We start from the raw sequence: 15888 nt of genomic DNA, 5'->3' as shown, positions 1-15888 counted from the left end.
CGTCAAAGCTGTTATGAGACTGGCCCGGATCATAGGATATCCCCATTGGACAAGCCCAATGCCCGACCTTCCGGGGTCAGGCGCACCACCAACCGCTCTGCAAGGCGCAAATCCACCAAAGCAATGTCGCGTGTCATCAGCCGATGCTGCTTTTCAAGAGCCGCAAAAAACGCCCAGGCCTTGGCGCAATCCCATGCAGGCTCTCCTTCCGCGCGTACTTCCTCCCCAAGACCACTCTCTGGGCCATTTTCAGGGCCATCCGCAGGCAAGCGCACAAGGATATTATTGGCCATTTTCACATCCCAGCGCCGTGCCCCCACCCGCACCAAGGCATCCACCTGGCTTGCAAGATCCGGCGTTGTATCAAGCACATGGAGCATCGCCTGCGCCGCTTCGGGGGCACCTGCGCCCACGATCAACGGCAAATGCCGCCAACGGGCCAGATCTTCATGGGTGAGAATTTCACCCGTATCGTCCACAAGGCTTAAAACCCGATCCTTTTGCCACAAGGCAAAGGGCGTGCGTTCGGTAAGCCGGATCAGGATACGGTCGGGCAATTGGCGCTCTACCTCAGCGGATTTTACCCAGCTTATGGCTTCCACACGGGCCTTGATGGCATCCAGCGCCACCGCATCCATGGCCCGCCCACGCTGATCGCCAATGGCTTCATTCAGCGCCGCATCGGATGTAAAGACGGCCCCTTCCACATCCACACTATGAACCGTCAGGCCCAGTTTCTGGCGTGCTTCGCTACTGAACAACGCCCATTGGCTGCGCAGGGCCGTCCCATAAAGCCCGAAAGCCCCCAGCCCCACGGCCAAAAGCACCAAAGCCGCCACAGCCTTGATCATGCCGGTACGTGAAAAAGGTCCGATCATCTGGCCCCTCCTGCACGCTTGCCGATACGGCGGATTTCCCAATCCAGCGTTACGCCGCATTGATCCGCCACGCATTGCCGCACCATGTCACCCAAATCTTCCAGATCGCCAGAGCTGGCCGTTCCGGTGTTGATCAGGAAATTTGTATGTTTTTCGGATATTTGTGCGCCGCCCAATGTCATGCCCCGACAGCCTGCCCGGTCAATCAGTTCCCACGCCTTCATCCCCGGCGGATTTTTAAAGGTGGAGCCGCCCGTGCGACTGCGCAAAGGCTGCGCATCTTCCCGTGCCTTGCTGATCTCGGCCATGCGTGCTTCGATCCGTTCGCGCTCACCCGGCACACCGCGCAAGCGGGCGCTGACAACCACATCCCGATCGCTTAACCCGCTATGGCGATAGCTGAAATCCAGATCGGCACAGGCCACGGTACGGATATGCCCAAAGCGATCCATAATGCAGGCATCCACCAGTATATCGGCCATTTCAACGCCATAAGCCCCGGCGTTCATCCGCACCGCCCCACCGATCGAGCCGGGCACACCCCGCAGAAATTCCAAGCCCGACAGGCCATAATCGCGGGCCGCATGGGCCACCGCGAAATCAGAGGCACCCGCGCCCACCATCAGGCAATCGCCATCGCGGGCAATCTGCCCCATGGCCTTGCCCATGCGGATCACAAGCCCGTCCACCCCGCCATCGCGGATCAAGATATTGGACCCCACACCAAGAACGGTCAGCGGCACATCCGCAGGAAGAGTGCCCAGCAAGGCACAGAGATCGTCTTGATCTGCCGGTTCAAAAAACAGCTCCGCCGGACCGCCTGTGCGGAACCAGCTATAACGTGCCAAAGGCACATTCGCTTCCAGACGCCCCTTCAAGGGAGGCAGATCCTCGGTCCAGTGGGAGGAGGCATGTGCGGCCATCATGTGCTCCCCCTGTCTTTCAGCAAGGGCGCAAGATTTTGGGGCAGATTATGCGCCCAACGGGTGATGGACCCGGCCCCAAGACATACCACCAGATCGCCCGGTCCGGCGACTGAAGCCACCGCCTGCGCCAATGCGGCTTCATCGTCGATCAATGTGACACTGCGATGTCCGTGGGCTTTCAAACCACGGGCCAGATCATCGGCCATGGCCCCTTCAATGGGCGTTTCTCCGGCTTCATAAACCGGCGCCACGATCACATGGTCGGCCTGATTGAAGCAGGTGCAGAAATCCTCAAACAGATTTTTAAGGCGGCTATAGCGGTGCGGCTGCACCACGGCGATCACCCGGCCATCATAAGCCTCGCGGGCGGCCCCCAAAACAGCGGCAATTTCCACCGGATGATGGCCATAATCATCAACAATGGTCACGCCGTCCACCTCGGCCACCAGGCTGAAGCGCCGCTTCACACCGCGAAATCCCAACAAAGCAGCACTGAGATGTTTGTCATCGAGGCCCATTTCCAGACCCACACACAAAGCAGCAAGGGCGTTTTGCACATTGTGCCGCCCCGGCATCGGCAGACGCAGCCCTTCAATGCGGCGTGCCTCACCGCTATGGCGGTCCATCACCTCCACAGCGAAATCCGCGCCCCCCTTGGAAAATTCCAGATCCACGGCGCGAATATCCGCCTGCTTTGAAAAGCCGTACGTGACAATGCGGCGGTCAACAATACCGGCCATCAAGGATTGCACTTCCGGATGGTCGATACACAAAATCGCCGCGCCATAAAAAGGGATATTCTCGATGAATTGGCGAAAGGCAGCCCGTTCCGTATCGAAATCCCCGTAAAAATCCAGATGTTCAGGATCAATATTGGTGACCACCGCCAGCGTTGCCGGAAGCTTCACAAATGTGCCGTCGGATTCGTCGGCCTCTACCACCATCCACTTGCCTTCGCCCAAGCGTGCATTGGTGCCATAGGCATTGATGATGCCGCCATTGATCACCGTGGGATCGAAATTGCCCGCGTCCAGAACCGCAGCACAAAGCGATGTGGTGGTGGTTTTGCCATGGGTGCCCGCCACCGAAACACACCATTTAAGGCGCATCAACTCGGCCAGCATTTCAGCGCGGCGCACCACCGGGATCTGACGATCACGCGCCTCCAGCAATTCGGCATTATCGGGCCGGATCGCCGAAGAAATCACCAGCACCTCGGCCCCGCCCAGATTGTCCGCATGGTGGCCGATGGACACCGCAATCCCCAAGCCGCGCAACCGTTCCACATTGGGGGTTGCGGCAATATCGCTGCCCTGCACCTGATAACCCAGATTGTGCATCACTTCGGCAATGCCCGACATGCCGATGCCGCCAATACCGACAAAATGGATCACGCCAATGTCGAAGGGGATGGATTTCATGACATGGCCTCATCTTGATCGGAAACTTCAAAAGGGGATGCGCTTTTTCCCGATGCCGATTGATCGGGCCGAACACCGCGCATGCTGGCGATTTCTTCCACCAAATCAGCCAGCGTTTCTGCCGCTTGCGGGCGGCCAAGCTGATGGGCGCGCCGGGCCGCCACCCGCAGACGCTCCGGCTCCAGCGCCAATCTTTGCAGGCGTTTGGCAAGAGTTTGCGGCGTGAAATCCGTCTCGGGTATCAGCCATCCGCCGCCCTGATCGGCCAAATGCCGGGCATTTTTGGTCTGGTGGTCATCGGTGGCGATGGGCAGCGGCACCAAAATCGAAGGCCGCCCGCCGCACATCAATTCCGCAAGGGTGGTGGCACCGGCCCGTGCAATGGCCAAATGGGTCCACATCAGACGTTCGGGCATATCGGCAATGAAGCTGGCCAGTTCCGCCGCAATTCCCGCATCTTTATAGCGGGCGCGGACCTTTTCCAGATCTTCTTCACGGCATTGTTGTGTGACCTGAAGGCGGTTCTTCAGATGCGGAGGCAATAGCGCCAAGGCATCGGGCACCACATCGGACAGCACCCGCGCCCCAAGGCTTCCGCCCACCACCAAAAGCCGCAGCATATGATCTTCATCCAGCGCCGGATAAGGCTTGGCCGCCAAGGCTGCCACTTCGTTGCGCACGGGATTGCCGGTAAGCACCGTGCGGGCCCGCATGCCCCGCGACAGCTTTTCCGTATCGGGATAAGACAGGCCAATGGCTTCGGCCATGGGAGCCATCAAGCGATTGACCCGCCCCAGCACCGCATTTTGTTCATGCAGGCAAATGGGGATTTTCAAGCTCCGCGCGGCCAGCAAGGTAGGCAGGGCCGGATATCCGCCAAAGCCGATCACCGCATTGGGGCGCTCTTCACGCAAAAGTCGCCGCGCCACCCTGATATTGCGGACAATCCGCGCCAAGGCCCGCGCCCGCACCCACAAGCCGCCGGTCATGCGGCCACTATCAAGGATATGCACCGGTTGATCGGCCAATGGCCCCGGCACGGCAGCGCCGCGCTTGTCTGTAACCAGATGGGTGATATGGCCGCGGTCTTGCAATTCCATAGACAGCGCATAGGCAGGCATCATATGTCCACCGGTGCCGCCAGCGGCAATCATCACCTTTATGGGCTGCTTTGCGATCACCATCATGCCCAATGCCCCCGCAATGTGCTGGTATGAAGTCTCGGCCCGGTTTCAAAGCGGTTTTTACGGGTCAGCGCCAGCACCATCCCCATGCTCAAGCCCAAAGCCAGCATGGAAGACCCGCCATAGGAAATGAACGGCAAGGTCATGCCTTTGGAGGGCAAAAGCGCCAAATTCACACCGATATTGATCATGCTTGCAGGCCAAACAGCGACAGCAACCCGCCTGCGGCCAAAACGATGAAGGGATCTTCTTCTTCCGTCAAACGCACAAGCCCGCGCATCACAATGACAGCAAACACCCCCACAATAATCAGGCACACAAGCGCCCCGAATTCTTCCCCGGCAACGGCGAAGATATAATCCGTATGGGCATCGGGCAGCACTTTCTTCACCGCCCCTTCGCCCGGCCCGCGCCCGAACAATCCACCGGCACGAAAGGCATTCAGCGCCGTATCCACCTGATATGTATCGCCGCTGGAAGGATCGAGAAAACGGTCAAAGCGCTCGGTCACATGGGGGACGAACACATAACACAAGAAAACTGTGACAATGCCCAGAACCAACAGGCCACCAATCCATAATAGCGGCAGGCCCGCCAAAATCATCTGTATGGACCATACGCTGCCCAACAAAATGGTCTGGCCGATATCGGGCTGCAAAATCAGCAATCCGGCACATAAAACAAACAAACCGCTGGCGATCTGGCGGCCGGGGAAGCTCTTGTCGTCCATGGCACCGGCAAACAGCCATGCCGAAACCACAGCAAAAGCAGGCTTTAAAAACTCTGCCGGCTGCAGCGTGAACCCTGCCACATTCACCCAACGGGTGGCGCCATTATAATCCGGCCCGAACAACAAGGTGACAACCATCAGCACAAGGCAAAGGGCAAACAACGCAATGGCCCCGCGCCGCACCATTTTCACCGAAGCCAGAGAGACGGCGATCATCAGCACCAGCCCCAAAGCCAGAAACACCAACTGGCGCTTGGCAAAATAAAAGACCGGCAGGCCCAGCCGCTCGGCAACCGGCGTACTGGCTCCGAAGGTCAGCACCAGCCCGGCCCCCAGAAGAAAAATCACCGCCACCAACAACCAACGGTCCACGGTCCACCACCAACGGGCGACAAGGCTTTCATCGGCACGTGAGAGAAGGCTCATGCGCGCTCTCCCGACAGGAAAGGCGCAAGGGATCGGCGAAAAGCCTCGCCCCGCGCTTCAAAGTCACTGAACTGATCGAAGCTGGCGCAGGCGGGCGAAAACAGCACCGTCTCGCCGGGTTTTGCATCGGCCATGGCCTTTTGGCTGGCCACATCCACCGTCCCGCATTGGGTAACAGGCACATGACCGTCCAAAGCCTTCGCAAAATCCGCAGCCGCTTCCCCAATCAGATAGGCATGGCGTATATGCGGGAAAAACTGCGCCAAAGGGCTTAAATCGGTGGATTTTGCGCGCCCGCCCGCAATCCACAAAATTTTGTCATAGGCCGCCAAAGCGGTGGCGGTGGCCTCCATATTGGTGGCTTTGGAATCATTCACCACCAAAACACCCCCATTCTGCCCCAACACTTCGCAACGATGGGCAAGGCCGGGGAAATCCGCAAAGGCGGCCATGATGGCATTGGGTGAAAAGCCAAGCTGCCGTCCCACCACATAGGCGGCCGCGGCATTTTGCCAATTATGGCGGCCGCGCAAGGTGGCAAGGCCCTGAAGGCTTCCCACAACCTTTGCCGCCCCGTCCTTGCGCTCCACCAACTGGCCATCAGGGGTCATACCCACCCCGTCCACCCGTTCGTCGCGGACAGAAACCGGCACAAGGTTTTGCGGCAGGGTTGTGGCCATCTGCCGGCCTGCGGCATCATCCACACCGATCACCGCCAAATGCGCTTCGGATTGCATCTCGAACAAACGGCGCTTGGCCGCCACATAGCCCGCCATATCCCCATGCCGATCCAGATGATCGGGCGTGATATTGAGCAACACCGCCACATCCGCATCCAGGCTATGGGTCAGGTCACATTGGAAGGATGACAGTTCAAACACATACACCCCGCCTTCGGGCAAAGGGTCCAGATCCAGTACCGGAATACCGATATTCCCGCCCAGGGCCGCAGGCCGCCCACAGGCTTTCACCATATGATGGATCAAAGCCACGGTGGTGGATTTGCCATTGGTGCCCGTTACCGCCACCAGCTTATGCGCTGGCAAGTCCTGACGCGCGCTATCGAACAGATCCATATCGCCAATCAGGGGAACCCCTGCCGCCCGCGCCTTTTGCACAAGAGCATGGGGCTGCGGATGATGAAGCGGCACACCGGGGGCCAACATCAAGGCATCCAGACCGGAAAAATCCGCGTCATAAAGATCGATGGCGGGGCACGGCACCGCTTTTCTGCGCGCCACATCATCATCCCATGCCCACACATGGGCACCGGCAGCCAAAAGCGCCCGCACAGCGGCCAGCCCGGTGCGTGCAAGGCCGAACACCCCGATCCGCTTTCCCTGATATGCGTGTGGCACGATCATCGGCTTATCTCAGCTTCAAGGTGGCAAGCCCGATAAGGGCAAGGATAAGGGCAATGATCCAGAACCGGATCACGATGGTGGGTTCCGACCAGCCTTTATGTTCAAAATGATGATGCAAGGGTGCCATGCGAAACACCCGCCGCCCTGTCAGCTTGAAACTGGCCACCTGAACGATCACAGACACGGTTTCCAGCACAAACAGCCCGCCAATGATCAACAGCACCAGTTCATGCTTTGTGACCACCGCCACAGACCCCAAAGCCCCGCCCAGCGACAGACTGCCCGTGTCGCCCATGAACACCATGGCAGGCGGCGCGTTGAACCACAAAAAACCAAGGCCCGCACCGATGATCGCGCCACAAAACACCGCCAGTTCGCCCGATCCACGGATATAGCTGATCTGCAAATAATCGGCATAGATGGCATTGCCCACCAGATAGGAAATCAACCCGAAGGCCGAAGCGGCGATAATCACCGGCATGATGGCCAATCCGTCCAGCCCATCGGTCAGATTCACCGCATTGCCGGCGCCCACAATCACCAACACGCCGAAAATGGGATAAAACCACGCCAAATTGACCATGGTATCCTTCACAAAGGGCAGCATCAGGCTGGGCGAGCCGATATGCGCCACCCACAAGGCAATGGCGACAGCCACACAGCTTTCCGCCAGAAATTTCCAACGCCCCGGCACGCCTTTGGGATTGGCTTTGGTGACCTTGAGAAAATCATCCAGAAACCCGATGGCCCCGAAGCTGGCGGTGACCGCCAAGCAAGCCCACACATAAGGATTCGACAAATCGGCCCACAAGATCGTGCTGGCCACCAGCCCGATCAGGATCATCAGCCCCCCCATGGTGGGCGTGCCTGCTTTTGACAAAATATGCGATTGCGGCCCGTCTGTGCGGATGGGTTGGCCTTTTTTCTGCTTCACCTTCAACCAGCGGATCAATCCCGGCCCGATCACAAGGCTGATCAGCATGGCCGTCAACAAGGCCGCGCCGGTACGAAAGGTGAGATAACGCACCAGATTGAGCACGGCAAAATCATCGGCCAGCGGGATCAGAAAATTATAAAGCACCCATTTCTCCCTTCACATCGCCGCCGCAGCAAGCGGTTGTTGGCGGTGCGGTACAAACGGACTTTGACCCAATGCGAAAAACTCCGAAACAACCCGATCAAGCCGTGCCGCATGGGAGCCTTTCACCAACAAAACATCACCGGGCCGGACGATCCGCTTGGCCTGCGCCAACGCCTGTTCGGGGCCATCCACCTCTGTAACCGGGATATTTGCGTGCCGGGCCATGGCCGCCATTTCGGGGCCAAGCGCGATGATCTGCGCCAAGCCTGCTGCCTGCGCCGCTTTGGCCAAGGCTGATGACAAGAGGCACTATCGGCCCCCAATTCCACCATATCGGCAAAAATGCCAAGACGCCGCCCCTTTGCCCCTGGCACCGCCAAAGCCAATGCGGCAAGGCTGGCCTCAAAAGACAGCGGATTGGCATTATAGGCATCGTCGATCAAGGTGAAGGGGCCATCGCGCAAAGCAATCTGGCGATGCACACCGCGCCCTTTTGCGGGGCGAAAATCTGCCAAGGCCAGCGCCGCCAAGCCCAGATCGCCGCCCAGTTCCCTTACTGCGGCCAAAACCAGCAAGGCATTGGCCACCCAATGGCGCCCTCCGGCCCCGACCTTGCCCGTCACCAGCGTTTTCCCAAGCCGCGCGGTAAAGCAGCTTAGCTGCGCCTGTTCATGATAGCGCACCAGCCCCACATCGGCGGATGTCTCTTCCATCGATACCGTCACCAGCCGCGCTTTTGCCGCTTTCGCATGCGCCACAAGCCGCGATGCCTGATCGTGATCCATTCCCAGCACCGCCACACCGCCGAGGGTCAATCCCGCGAAAATCTCGGCTTTTGCATCGGCAATCTGTTCAAGGCTGTCAAACGCTTGTGCATGTGCCTTGCCAACACCGGTCACAATCGCCAGATCCGGGGTCATCAAGCGCGACAAAGGCGCAATTTCGCCCGCCGCACTCATCCCCAATTCAAATACCGCAAAGGCCGTTTCACGCGGCATCCGCGCCAAAGACAAAGGCGCGCCCAGATGATTGTTAAAGCTGCGGATGCTGGCATGGACAAGGCGTTCGCGGCCCAAGGCAAGGCGCAGCATATCCTTGACGCTGGTTTTGCCTGCACTGCCGGTAACCACCGCCACCTTGCCCGTCATGCGCGCCCGCGCGGCTGCAGCCAGCTTATAAAGTGCCGCCATGCCATCATCCACCTTCACCAGACGGGGATCATCATCGGCAACACCGGACACCGCTTTTGAAACAATGGCCCCAACGGCCCCTGCCGCAAAAGCCTGCGCCACATAATCATGGCCATCATGATTTGGGCCATCCAGCGCGATAAACAGATCGCCGGGCACCAGATCGCGGCTGTCAATGGCAATGCCGTCCGCATACCAGCGGCTTGCGCCCATAGCGCCCAGAACCGCCCGGATTTCCTGCGCTGTCCATAAAGGTTCGCGGATATTCACGCCCCTCTCCCTGCCAAAAGTGCGTTGACCACCGCGATATCGGAAAAAGGCAAAATACGGTCGCCGATTATCTGCCCTTGTTCATGGCCCTTGCCCGCAATCACAAGACAATCGCCTGCGTTCAGGCTTTGGATCGCAAAGGCAATGGCTTGGGCCCGATCACCGATTTCCCGCGCATCAGGGCAGGCCGCCAGAATGTCCCGACGAATGGCGGCGGCATCTTCGGAGCGCGGATTGTCGTCGCTCACCACCACAAGATCCGCCAAATCCTGCGCCAATACCCCCATTTCCGGGCGCTTGCCGCGATCACGATCGCCGCCGCAGCCAAACACCACTGCAAGCCGGTTGGCGGTATGGGGACGCAATGCCTCCAGCACGGTTTTCAGGCCATCAGGGGTATGGGCATAATCCACAAACACCGGCGCACCGCTTTGGGTATCGCCAATTTTTTCCAAGCGCCCCGGCACCGGTTTTAACGTTTCCAGCGCTTTGAACGCCGCCTTCGGATCACCACCACAGCCAATCGCCAGCCCTGCCGCCACCAAAGCGTTTTCGGCCTGAAATCTGCCGAATAGCGGCAATATGATATCGTGGGTCACGGCGTCATATACGATCTTCAGCCGTTGCCCACTGCCTTCTGCCTTGATGCCATCAAGCCGGATCGACGCATAAGGTGCCCGCCCCACCGTGATCAGGCGCAAGCCCCGACCTGCGGCGATATCGGCCATCCGCACACCAGCTTCACTATCAATAAAAACAACCGCCGCACCATCATCGGCCGCCAGATCGCTGAACAAGCGGGCCTTGGCATGGAAATAGGCTTCCAGCGTATGGTGATAATCCAGATGATCGCGGCTGAGATTGGTAAAGGCCACAGCTTTGGGACGCACCCCGTCCAGCCGATATTGTACCAGCCCGTGGCTCGATGCCTCGCACACGCCGTGGGTGACACCGGCTTTTTGCAAACTGGCCAAAGCTTCATGCAGCGCCACAGGATCGGGGCTGGTGAGGCCGCCGGGGCGGGTCATCACCGTGCTTTCGACCCCGAGCGTGCCGATGCTGGCCGCAACCAATCCCGATTGTTCCCAAATCTGACGCGTGAAACTGGCCACAGACGTTTTGCCATTGGTGCCGGTCACACAGGCCATCACCTCGGGCGATGGCCCATAAAACCACGATGCCATATGGGCAAAGGCCTGGCGCGGCACCGCCGCTTCGATCCGCGCCACATCGCCGGGCAACTTTAGCCCCTTTGGGCCAAGAACCGCCACCGCCCCCCGTGCCACAGCATCGGGGATAAAGCCTTGGCCGTCTACCTGACTGCCGGGAAGGGCTGCAAACAGATATCCTTTTTGCACCCGACGGCTATCGGAGGTGAGGCCGGTGATCGCCATATCGCCATCACCATCAAAGCCCAAAAGATCGGATAAAGGGCGCATGTGCATGGAATCGGCCATCACGGATGCCTCCGCGAATCTTCGATCACATAGGCCGCCTGCTGGAAAAGACCATCATCTTCCTTTTGCGGCTCCACCCCCAAAATTGGCGCAATACGCAGGATAACCTTGGCCACGGTGGGGGCTGCGGTCCAACCGCCGCCCGCAAAATTCCATGTGGCTTTGGTGCCTTTTGGCTCGTCCACCAAAACGAAAACCAAATAGCGCGGATCATCCATGGGAAAGACACCGGCAAAAGACGACAACAACGCTTTGCGGGCATAGCCACCGGCTGCCGGTTTTTCCGCGGTGCCGGTTTTGCCGCCCACCTGATAGCCGGGCACATCCGCCGATTTGGCCGTACCATCCCGCACCACAAGCCGCATAAGCCGCCGCATGATATCGCTGGTTTTTTCCGAAATAACCCGTTTTCCCGAAGACATCTGACCCTCAGTTTTGCGGATCAAAGTGGCGGGAAAAAGGTCGCCGCCGTTCACCATTGCGGCAAGGCCGGTGGCCAATTGCACCGGACTAACGGCGATGCCATGGCCATAGGAAATGGTCATGGTGGCAATGTCGCGCCACCGTTCCGGCACCAAAGGATGTCCCACTTCGGAAATCTCCAGCGCCGCCGGACGCAACATACCGATACGCGAAAGAAACGCCTGCTGGCCTTGCGCCCCCACATCCATCGCCATTTTCGCAGCGCCAATATTGGACGAATGCACAAACACTTCCGGCAGGCTTAAAATACGGGCCTGAGGATGATCGTCCCGAATGGTAAAGCGGCTCACCCGGATCGGCTCCGATGCATCATAACGCGAAGACAAATCCGCCACGCCGGTTTCCAGCGCCATGGCAACAGTGAATGCCTTGAAGGTGGACCCCAATTCATAAACGCCCTGGCTGGCGCGATTGAACAGCGCATCTTTTGGCGCACCGCCCCCATGATTGGGGTCGTAATCAGGAAGCGAGGCCAGTGCCAGAAGTTCGCCTGTGCGTACATCCATCACCAGCCCCGCCCCGGCCTTGGCAGAAAAGCGCTCGATAGCCTGCGCGATCTGATCGGCAAGAGCGTGCTGCACCCGCACGTCCACCGAAAGCCTGAGCGGCTCGTCCACCATGGTCACATCCGACAAGCGGCTGTCGAAAAAATGCTCTACCCCCGCAAGGCCGCGCCCGTCGGGATCGGTAAAGCCCAGAACATGCGCCGCCAACCGCCCTTGCGGATAGACGCGCTCTTCTTCTTCCTGAAACGCAAGCCCCGGCAATCCAAGCGCATTCACAGCCCACATCTGGCGGGGCGACAGCTTGCGCTTGATCCACACAAAGCGGCGGCTGGAGCGCAGTTTCTCCAGCAATTCCGCTTGGGCCAGATCCGGCAATATACGGACCAGCTTGGCCGCTGCATCTTCCGGATCAAGGATGCGCTTGGGATCGGCATAAAGCGAAGCGGTGCGCAAATTGGTAGCCAGAACCACGCCATTGCGGTCCACGATATCAGCGCGCGATGCAGCCCGCACAGTGGCCGAAGCCGACAAGGAATGGGTTTCCGCCACCGCCCGGAACAAGCCCAGATCAAGCGTGCGCACACCCATCAGCAAAAACGCCCCGCCGAACAAAACGGCTATCACAACCAGACGCTGGCGGGCGCGCTCCATTGCTGTGGCCCGCGCGCCGTCCACTCTGACGCGCGTCAAGGTCATCTCTCATCCCCGATACGCTCAAGCGCTTTTTGCATCCGCGCTCCGAAATCCAGCTGTGTGGGCCGTGACGTTTGGCGGGAGGGCGCGTTGTCTTTAGCGCGGTCCGTCCGGGTCAATCGGGGCTGTTGGACGCGGGGTGCGGCGCTATAATCCCGCGCATCAGACACGGCAATCACCGGTTGATCGTGCTCTTCGATCCGTACCGGAGCCGTCGGCTTTTTACGGGGTGACGGCACGCGAAACACATCATCAGGCATGGCAGATGCCAAACGCCGTCCTTCCAGACGATATGGCAAAGCCGCAAGCGACGACACAAGCTGCTCAGGGCTTGCCGGACGCAATTTCAAATACCGGAAGGCCTGATCCTGAATCACCTGCGGGCTGGACAAATACGCCCATTCCGCTTCCAAAACGCGCACCGCTTCTGCATCATCCACGATCTGGCGCTCAAGGGCGATCACAGCATCTCGCCGCGCTTCCACCTGATGTTTCAGTTGATAAAGCCCGGCAGCAGACCCAATGGCCAAAAGAGCAATAAGGGCGATCAAAAGTTGCCTCATGCCGCAGCCCTCCATGCCGGGGCTTCGGTCCGCACCGCAACGCGCAAACGCGCAGACCGGGCCCGTGGATTCGTCGACACTTCCGTATCCGACGGTTTGATGACCCCTTTCTTCGGAAGATAAAAACTGGGCTGCGGCCCCATATCCGGCAAATCAGGCAGATGCCGCGATCCGGAAGGCAACCGCCCGGCACGTTCGGCCAAAAAAGATTTCACAATGCGGTCTTCCAAGGAATGAAAAGCCACAATGGCAAGGCGACCTTCGGGGGCAAGCACCCGTTCGGCGGCGTCCAGCGCCCGCTCCAATTCGCCCAATTCGTCATTCACGGCAATCCGCAAGGCTTGAAATGTGCGGGTTGCCGGATGGATTTTTTTCTTGGCGCGCGGCCCCATGCCCACGGCCCCCACAATGATTTCCGCCAATTCCGAGGTGCGCAAAATGGGCTTTTCCGCCCGCGCCGCAACAATGGCCTTGGCGATACGCCGCGAGCGCACATCTTCCCCCAATTGATAAATCAGGTCGGCAAGGTCTGTTTCGCTGCGGGTATTGACCAGATCCGCGGCTGTTTCCCCGGCACGCGCCATACGCATATCCAGCGGCCCATCGGATTGGAAAGAAAAGCCACGCGCCGCCGTTTCAATCTGAAAGGACGACACGCCCACATCCAAAGTGACCCCATCGACAGAGTGCACATCATGGTGCGCCAGCAGCGCCTCCATGTCAGAAAAGCACCCTTCCATCAAAACCAGACGTCCGTTGCTTTCCCGCACCAGATCGGCCCCGCGGGCAATGGCTTCGGGATCGCGGTCGATGGCAAACACCCGCACATCATCCGCCGACTCTAAAAGAGCCCGGCTATAGCCACCGGCGCCAAATGTTCCATCAACGAAACAATCTCCGGATTTTGGGCGTAGCGCTGCGATCACTTCGGAAAGCATAACAGGAATATGGCGCGTGCCACGGGCGGGAGCTCGGTCATTGGCCACCCCCTGCCGCAGCAACGGCACGTGGGCGCAAAGCCCCCAAACGCTGTGCCGCCGCCCGCGCCTTGGCCCGCTGTTCGTCGCGATAGGCTTCCCACGCAGCCGGTTCCCAGATCAGGATCTTTTCACCAACACCGACAAACACCGCCATGCTGGTGATGCCCGCAAATTGCATCAAGGACTGGGGCAGCAAAATCCGCCCGCCACCATCGAAGGGCAAATCAAAGGCCGCCCCCAAAATCGTTGTGGCCAGCGCTTCTTTTTCATCTTCAAAGGCGCCGAAATCCTCGGCCAGCCTTTGGGACAGCTCGTCCATAAACTCGCGGGAACTGGCCTCCAGACAGGGCAGCTTGAAGGATTCATAAACAACGATGCCGGGAAATTCGCTTTTTTCCAGCAAGGCACGATAGCGCGCGGGAACGGATACCCGCCCCTTCGCATCGACTTTATTGCTGTAATTGGCTGTGAAGCGCATGCCCCCTGCCATCCCTGCCTGCATCGAGCCACAAAGGCCTATGACGCGTTATCATCATTATCCCACAATTTTTGGGTTCTTATGGGATACCATGCCATAAATTGGACTGCAATGGGATCAAGGCTGTTTTCCCGTGTTTCTAGGGGCTTGAAGGGTGCTTTTTCCACCGCTTCCTTAAAACTTTAGAAATAACCGAACATAATAACAATGAAGGCTGTACTTTCAGAATCGCCCGGAATAGCTTTTAAACACGGCATAAATTCATAATAGTTCTATATTTGTTCTTGACTGTCGGTCATAGACCCCCGCCACCCGAAGCATGTCCGGTGGGGAAATATCCCATAACGCAGCCATTCCGAGTCGTTTTTCACAAGAACAGGATGGTGCAAGGGACGGGATGTGGCACAAAATTACCCAAAATAATCAGGAAAAAGGCGTCAGATGGCCTATAAGCCGGGTTCTGTACATTCGCGCATAAACGCGAAGTGGCGACCATTCCTCTAGGGCTACCGTTGCCGGCAGCCTCAAGCGATCAACCCGGACGACAGCCCAAAGACACGGCCATTCGTCGTCCCTATTCGATCTTGCTCCCGGTGGGGTTTACCATGCCCGCTCTGTTACCAGACCGGCGGTGCGCTCTTACCGCACCCTTTCACCCTTACCCGGCATGTGACCCGCAAATGCGGCAGGCCGGGCGGTTTGCTTTCTGTGGCACTATCCCTGAAGTTGCCTTCGCCGGGCGTTACCCGGCACCGTATCTCCGTGGAGCCCGGACTTTCCTCGAAATCCTCATAAAAGGATCGCGCGGCCGCCCGGCCATCTGACGCGCCAAGGACATGGGGCAAAAGCCTGCCCAGATCAAGCCTTCTTGGCAGCAAAGCCCCATTTACCACTTTGGATGCTTGCACGCCGGCATGGGATAAGGCAGTGTCTGCGCATCTTCCATCCGGTAAAGTTTATACAAAATATCATGGCTCAACATTCCACTCTTCGCCCCGGCTTTATCCTCCGCACCGCCAGCCTGACCCTTTTGGCTTTTGGCCTGTCAGGCTGCAGCTGGTTTTCCTCCGACAAGGACGTGGACCCCATTTTTGCGGATCTGCCCATGGGCCCCGATACCCGCACAGTGGCAAAGCAATTGCCCGATGGATTGCCCGGCGACAAAGAAAATGAACGCCACATGCGTTCGACCATGGCCCCCCAAGAGCTTGCCCCCAATGATGGGCAAACTGCGCCCAACTAAACAAAGACCGGCTCT

Annotated in this window: 13 protein-coding genes, 1 other RNA gene and 1 pseudogene; 1 reads left to right on the top strand and 14 read right to left on the bottom strand. The window is 58.8% G+C overall.

Translation table 11 applies throughout. The features are described 5' to 3' along the window. Nucleotides 1-29: 29 nt before the first annotated feature. The 14 genes and pseudogenes from JCM17844_RS10170 to rnpB all read right to left on the bottom strand — a co-directional run bounded on the left by JCM17844_RS10170 (nt 30) and on the right by rnpB (nt 15454). Nucleotides 30-878, bottom strand: a complete 849-nt coding sequence (locus tag JCM17844_RS10170; protein WP_210431787.1) for a cell division protein FtsQ/DivIB — start codon at nt 876-878, stop codon at nt 30-32. Beyond that, a complete protein-coding gene (murB, locus tag JCM17844_RS10165) occupies nt 875-1804 on the bottom strand; it encodes a UDP-N-acetylmuramate dehydrogenase (protein ID WP_150000853.1) in 930 nt (309 codons plus the stop codon). Before murB ends, JCM17844_RS10170 begins: the two co-directional genes overlap by 4 nt. Next, nucleotides 1801-3225, bottom strand: coding sequence for a UDP-N-acetylmuramate--L-alanine ligase (gene murC, locus JCM17844_RS10160; RefSeq protein ID WP_150000852.1), 1425 nt, complete (start codon nt 3223-3225; stop codon nt 1801-1803). The genes murB and murC overlap by 4 nt, the downstream gene beginning before the upstream one ends. Next, entirely contained in the window at nt 3222-4412 is a 1191-nt protein-coding gene (murG, locus tag JCM17844_RS10155) for an undecaprenyldiphospho-muramoylpentapeptide beta-N-acetylglucosaminyltransferase (RefSeq protein ID WP_210431786.1), read from the bottom strand. Before murG ends, murC begins: the two co-directional genes overlap by 4 nt. Next, nucleotides 4409-5565, bottom strand: a pseudogene (locus JCM17844_RS10150) (FtsW/RodA/SpoVE family cell cycle protein). The gene murG and the pseudogene JCM17844_RS10150 overlap by 4 nt, the downstream one beginning before the upstream one ends. Next, complete coding sequence (gene murD, locus JCM17844_RS10145) at nt 5562-6929, bottom strand: UDP-N-acetylmuramoyl-L-alanine--D-glutamate ligase (RefSeq protein ID WP_150000851.1); 1368 nt, start codon at nt 6927-6929, stop codon at nt 5562-5564. Before murD ends, JCM17844_RS10150 begins: the two are co-directional and overlap by 4 nt. Before the next feature lie 4 nt (nt 6930-6933). After that, nucleotides 6934-8010, bottom strand: coding sequence for a phospho-N-acetylmuramoyl-pentapeptide-transferase (mraY, locus tag JCM17844_RS10140; RefSeq protein WP_150000850.1), 1077 nt, complete (start codon nt 8008-8010; stop codon nt 6934-6936). A gap of 122 nt (nt 8011-8132) precedes the next feature. Next, nucleotides 8133-9470 carry a UDP-N-acetylmuramoyl-tripeptide--D-alanyl-D-alanine ligase gene (locus JCM17844_RS10135; protein ID WP_150000849.1) on the bottom strand — a complete coding sequence of 446 codons (1338 nt, stop codon included), beginning with the start codon at nt 9468-9470 and terminating at the stop codon, nt 8133-8135. Then, nucleotides 9467-10927: a UDP-N-acetylmuramoyl-L-alanyl-D-glutamate--2,6-diaminopimelate ligase gene (locus JCM17844_RS10130; protein ID WP_235898975.1), complete on the bottom strand. Its 1461-nt coding sequence runs from the start codon at nt 10925-10927 to the stop codon at nt 9467-9469. The genes JCM17844_RS10135 and JCM17844_RS10130 overlap by 4 nt, the downstream gene beginning before the upstream one ends. Then, complete coding sequence (locus JCM17844_RS10125) at nt 10927-12612, bottom strand: peptidoglycan D,D-transpeptidase FtsI family protein (protein ID WP_150000848.1); 1686 nt, start codon at nt 12610-12612, stop codon at nt 10927-10929. Before JCM17844_RS10125 ends, JCM17844_RS10130 begins: the two co-directional genes overlap by 1 nt. After that, the gene (gene ftsL / locus JCM17844_RS10120) at nt 12609-13172 is read right to left on the bottom strand and encodes a cell division protein FtsL (protein ID WP_150000847.1); all 564 of its coding nucleotides are present in this window, start codon (nt 13170-13172) and stop codon (nt 12609-12611) included. Before ftsL ends, JCM17844_RS10125 begins: the two co-directional genes overlap by 4 nt. Then, a complete protein-coding gene (gene rsmH, locus JCM17844_RS10115; protein ID WP_210431781.1) occupies nt 13169-14158 on the bottom strand; it encodes a 16S rRNA (cytosine(1402)-N(4))-methyltransferase RsmH in 990 nt (329 codons plus the stop codon). Before rsmH ends, ftsL begins: the two co-directional genes overlap by 4 nt. Next, nucleotides 14148-14630: a division/cell wall cluster transcriptional repressor MraZ gene (locus JCM17844_RS10110; RefSeq protein ID WP_210431780.1), complete on the bottom strand. Its 483-nt coding sequence runs from the start codon at nt 14628-14630 to the stop codon at nt 14148-14150. Before JCM17844_RS10110 ends, rsmH begins: the two co-directional genes overlap by 11 nt. A 433-nt stretch (nt 14631-15063) precedes the next feature. Further along, an RNA gene (gene rnpB, locus JCM17844_RS10105) (RNase P RNA component class A) lies at nt 15064-15454 on the bottom strand. Nucleotides 15455-15600: 146 nt separating this feature from the next. On the opposite strand from rnpB, the gene JCM17844_RS10100 reads away from it, so the two are divergent. After that, the gene (locus JCM17844_RS10100) at nt 15601-15873 is read left to right on the top strand and encodes a hypothetical protein (RefSeq protein ID WP_150000846.1); all 273 of its coding nucleotides are present in this window, start codon (nt 15601-15603) and stop codon (nt 15871-15873) included. Nucleotides 15874-15888: the final 15 nt, after the last annotated feature.

This window comes from Iodidimonas gelatinilytica (genome assembly GCF_008579125.1).
Classification (GTDB): domain Bacteria; phylum Pseudomonadota; class Alphaproteobacteria; order Sphingomonadales; family Rhodothalassiaceae; genus Iodidimonas; species Iodidimonas muriae.
This window is presented reverse-complemented; position numbering and strand designations above follow the sequence as displayed.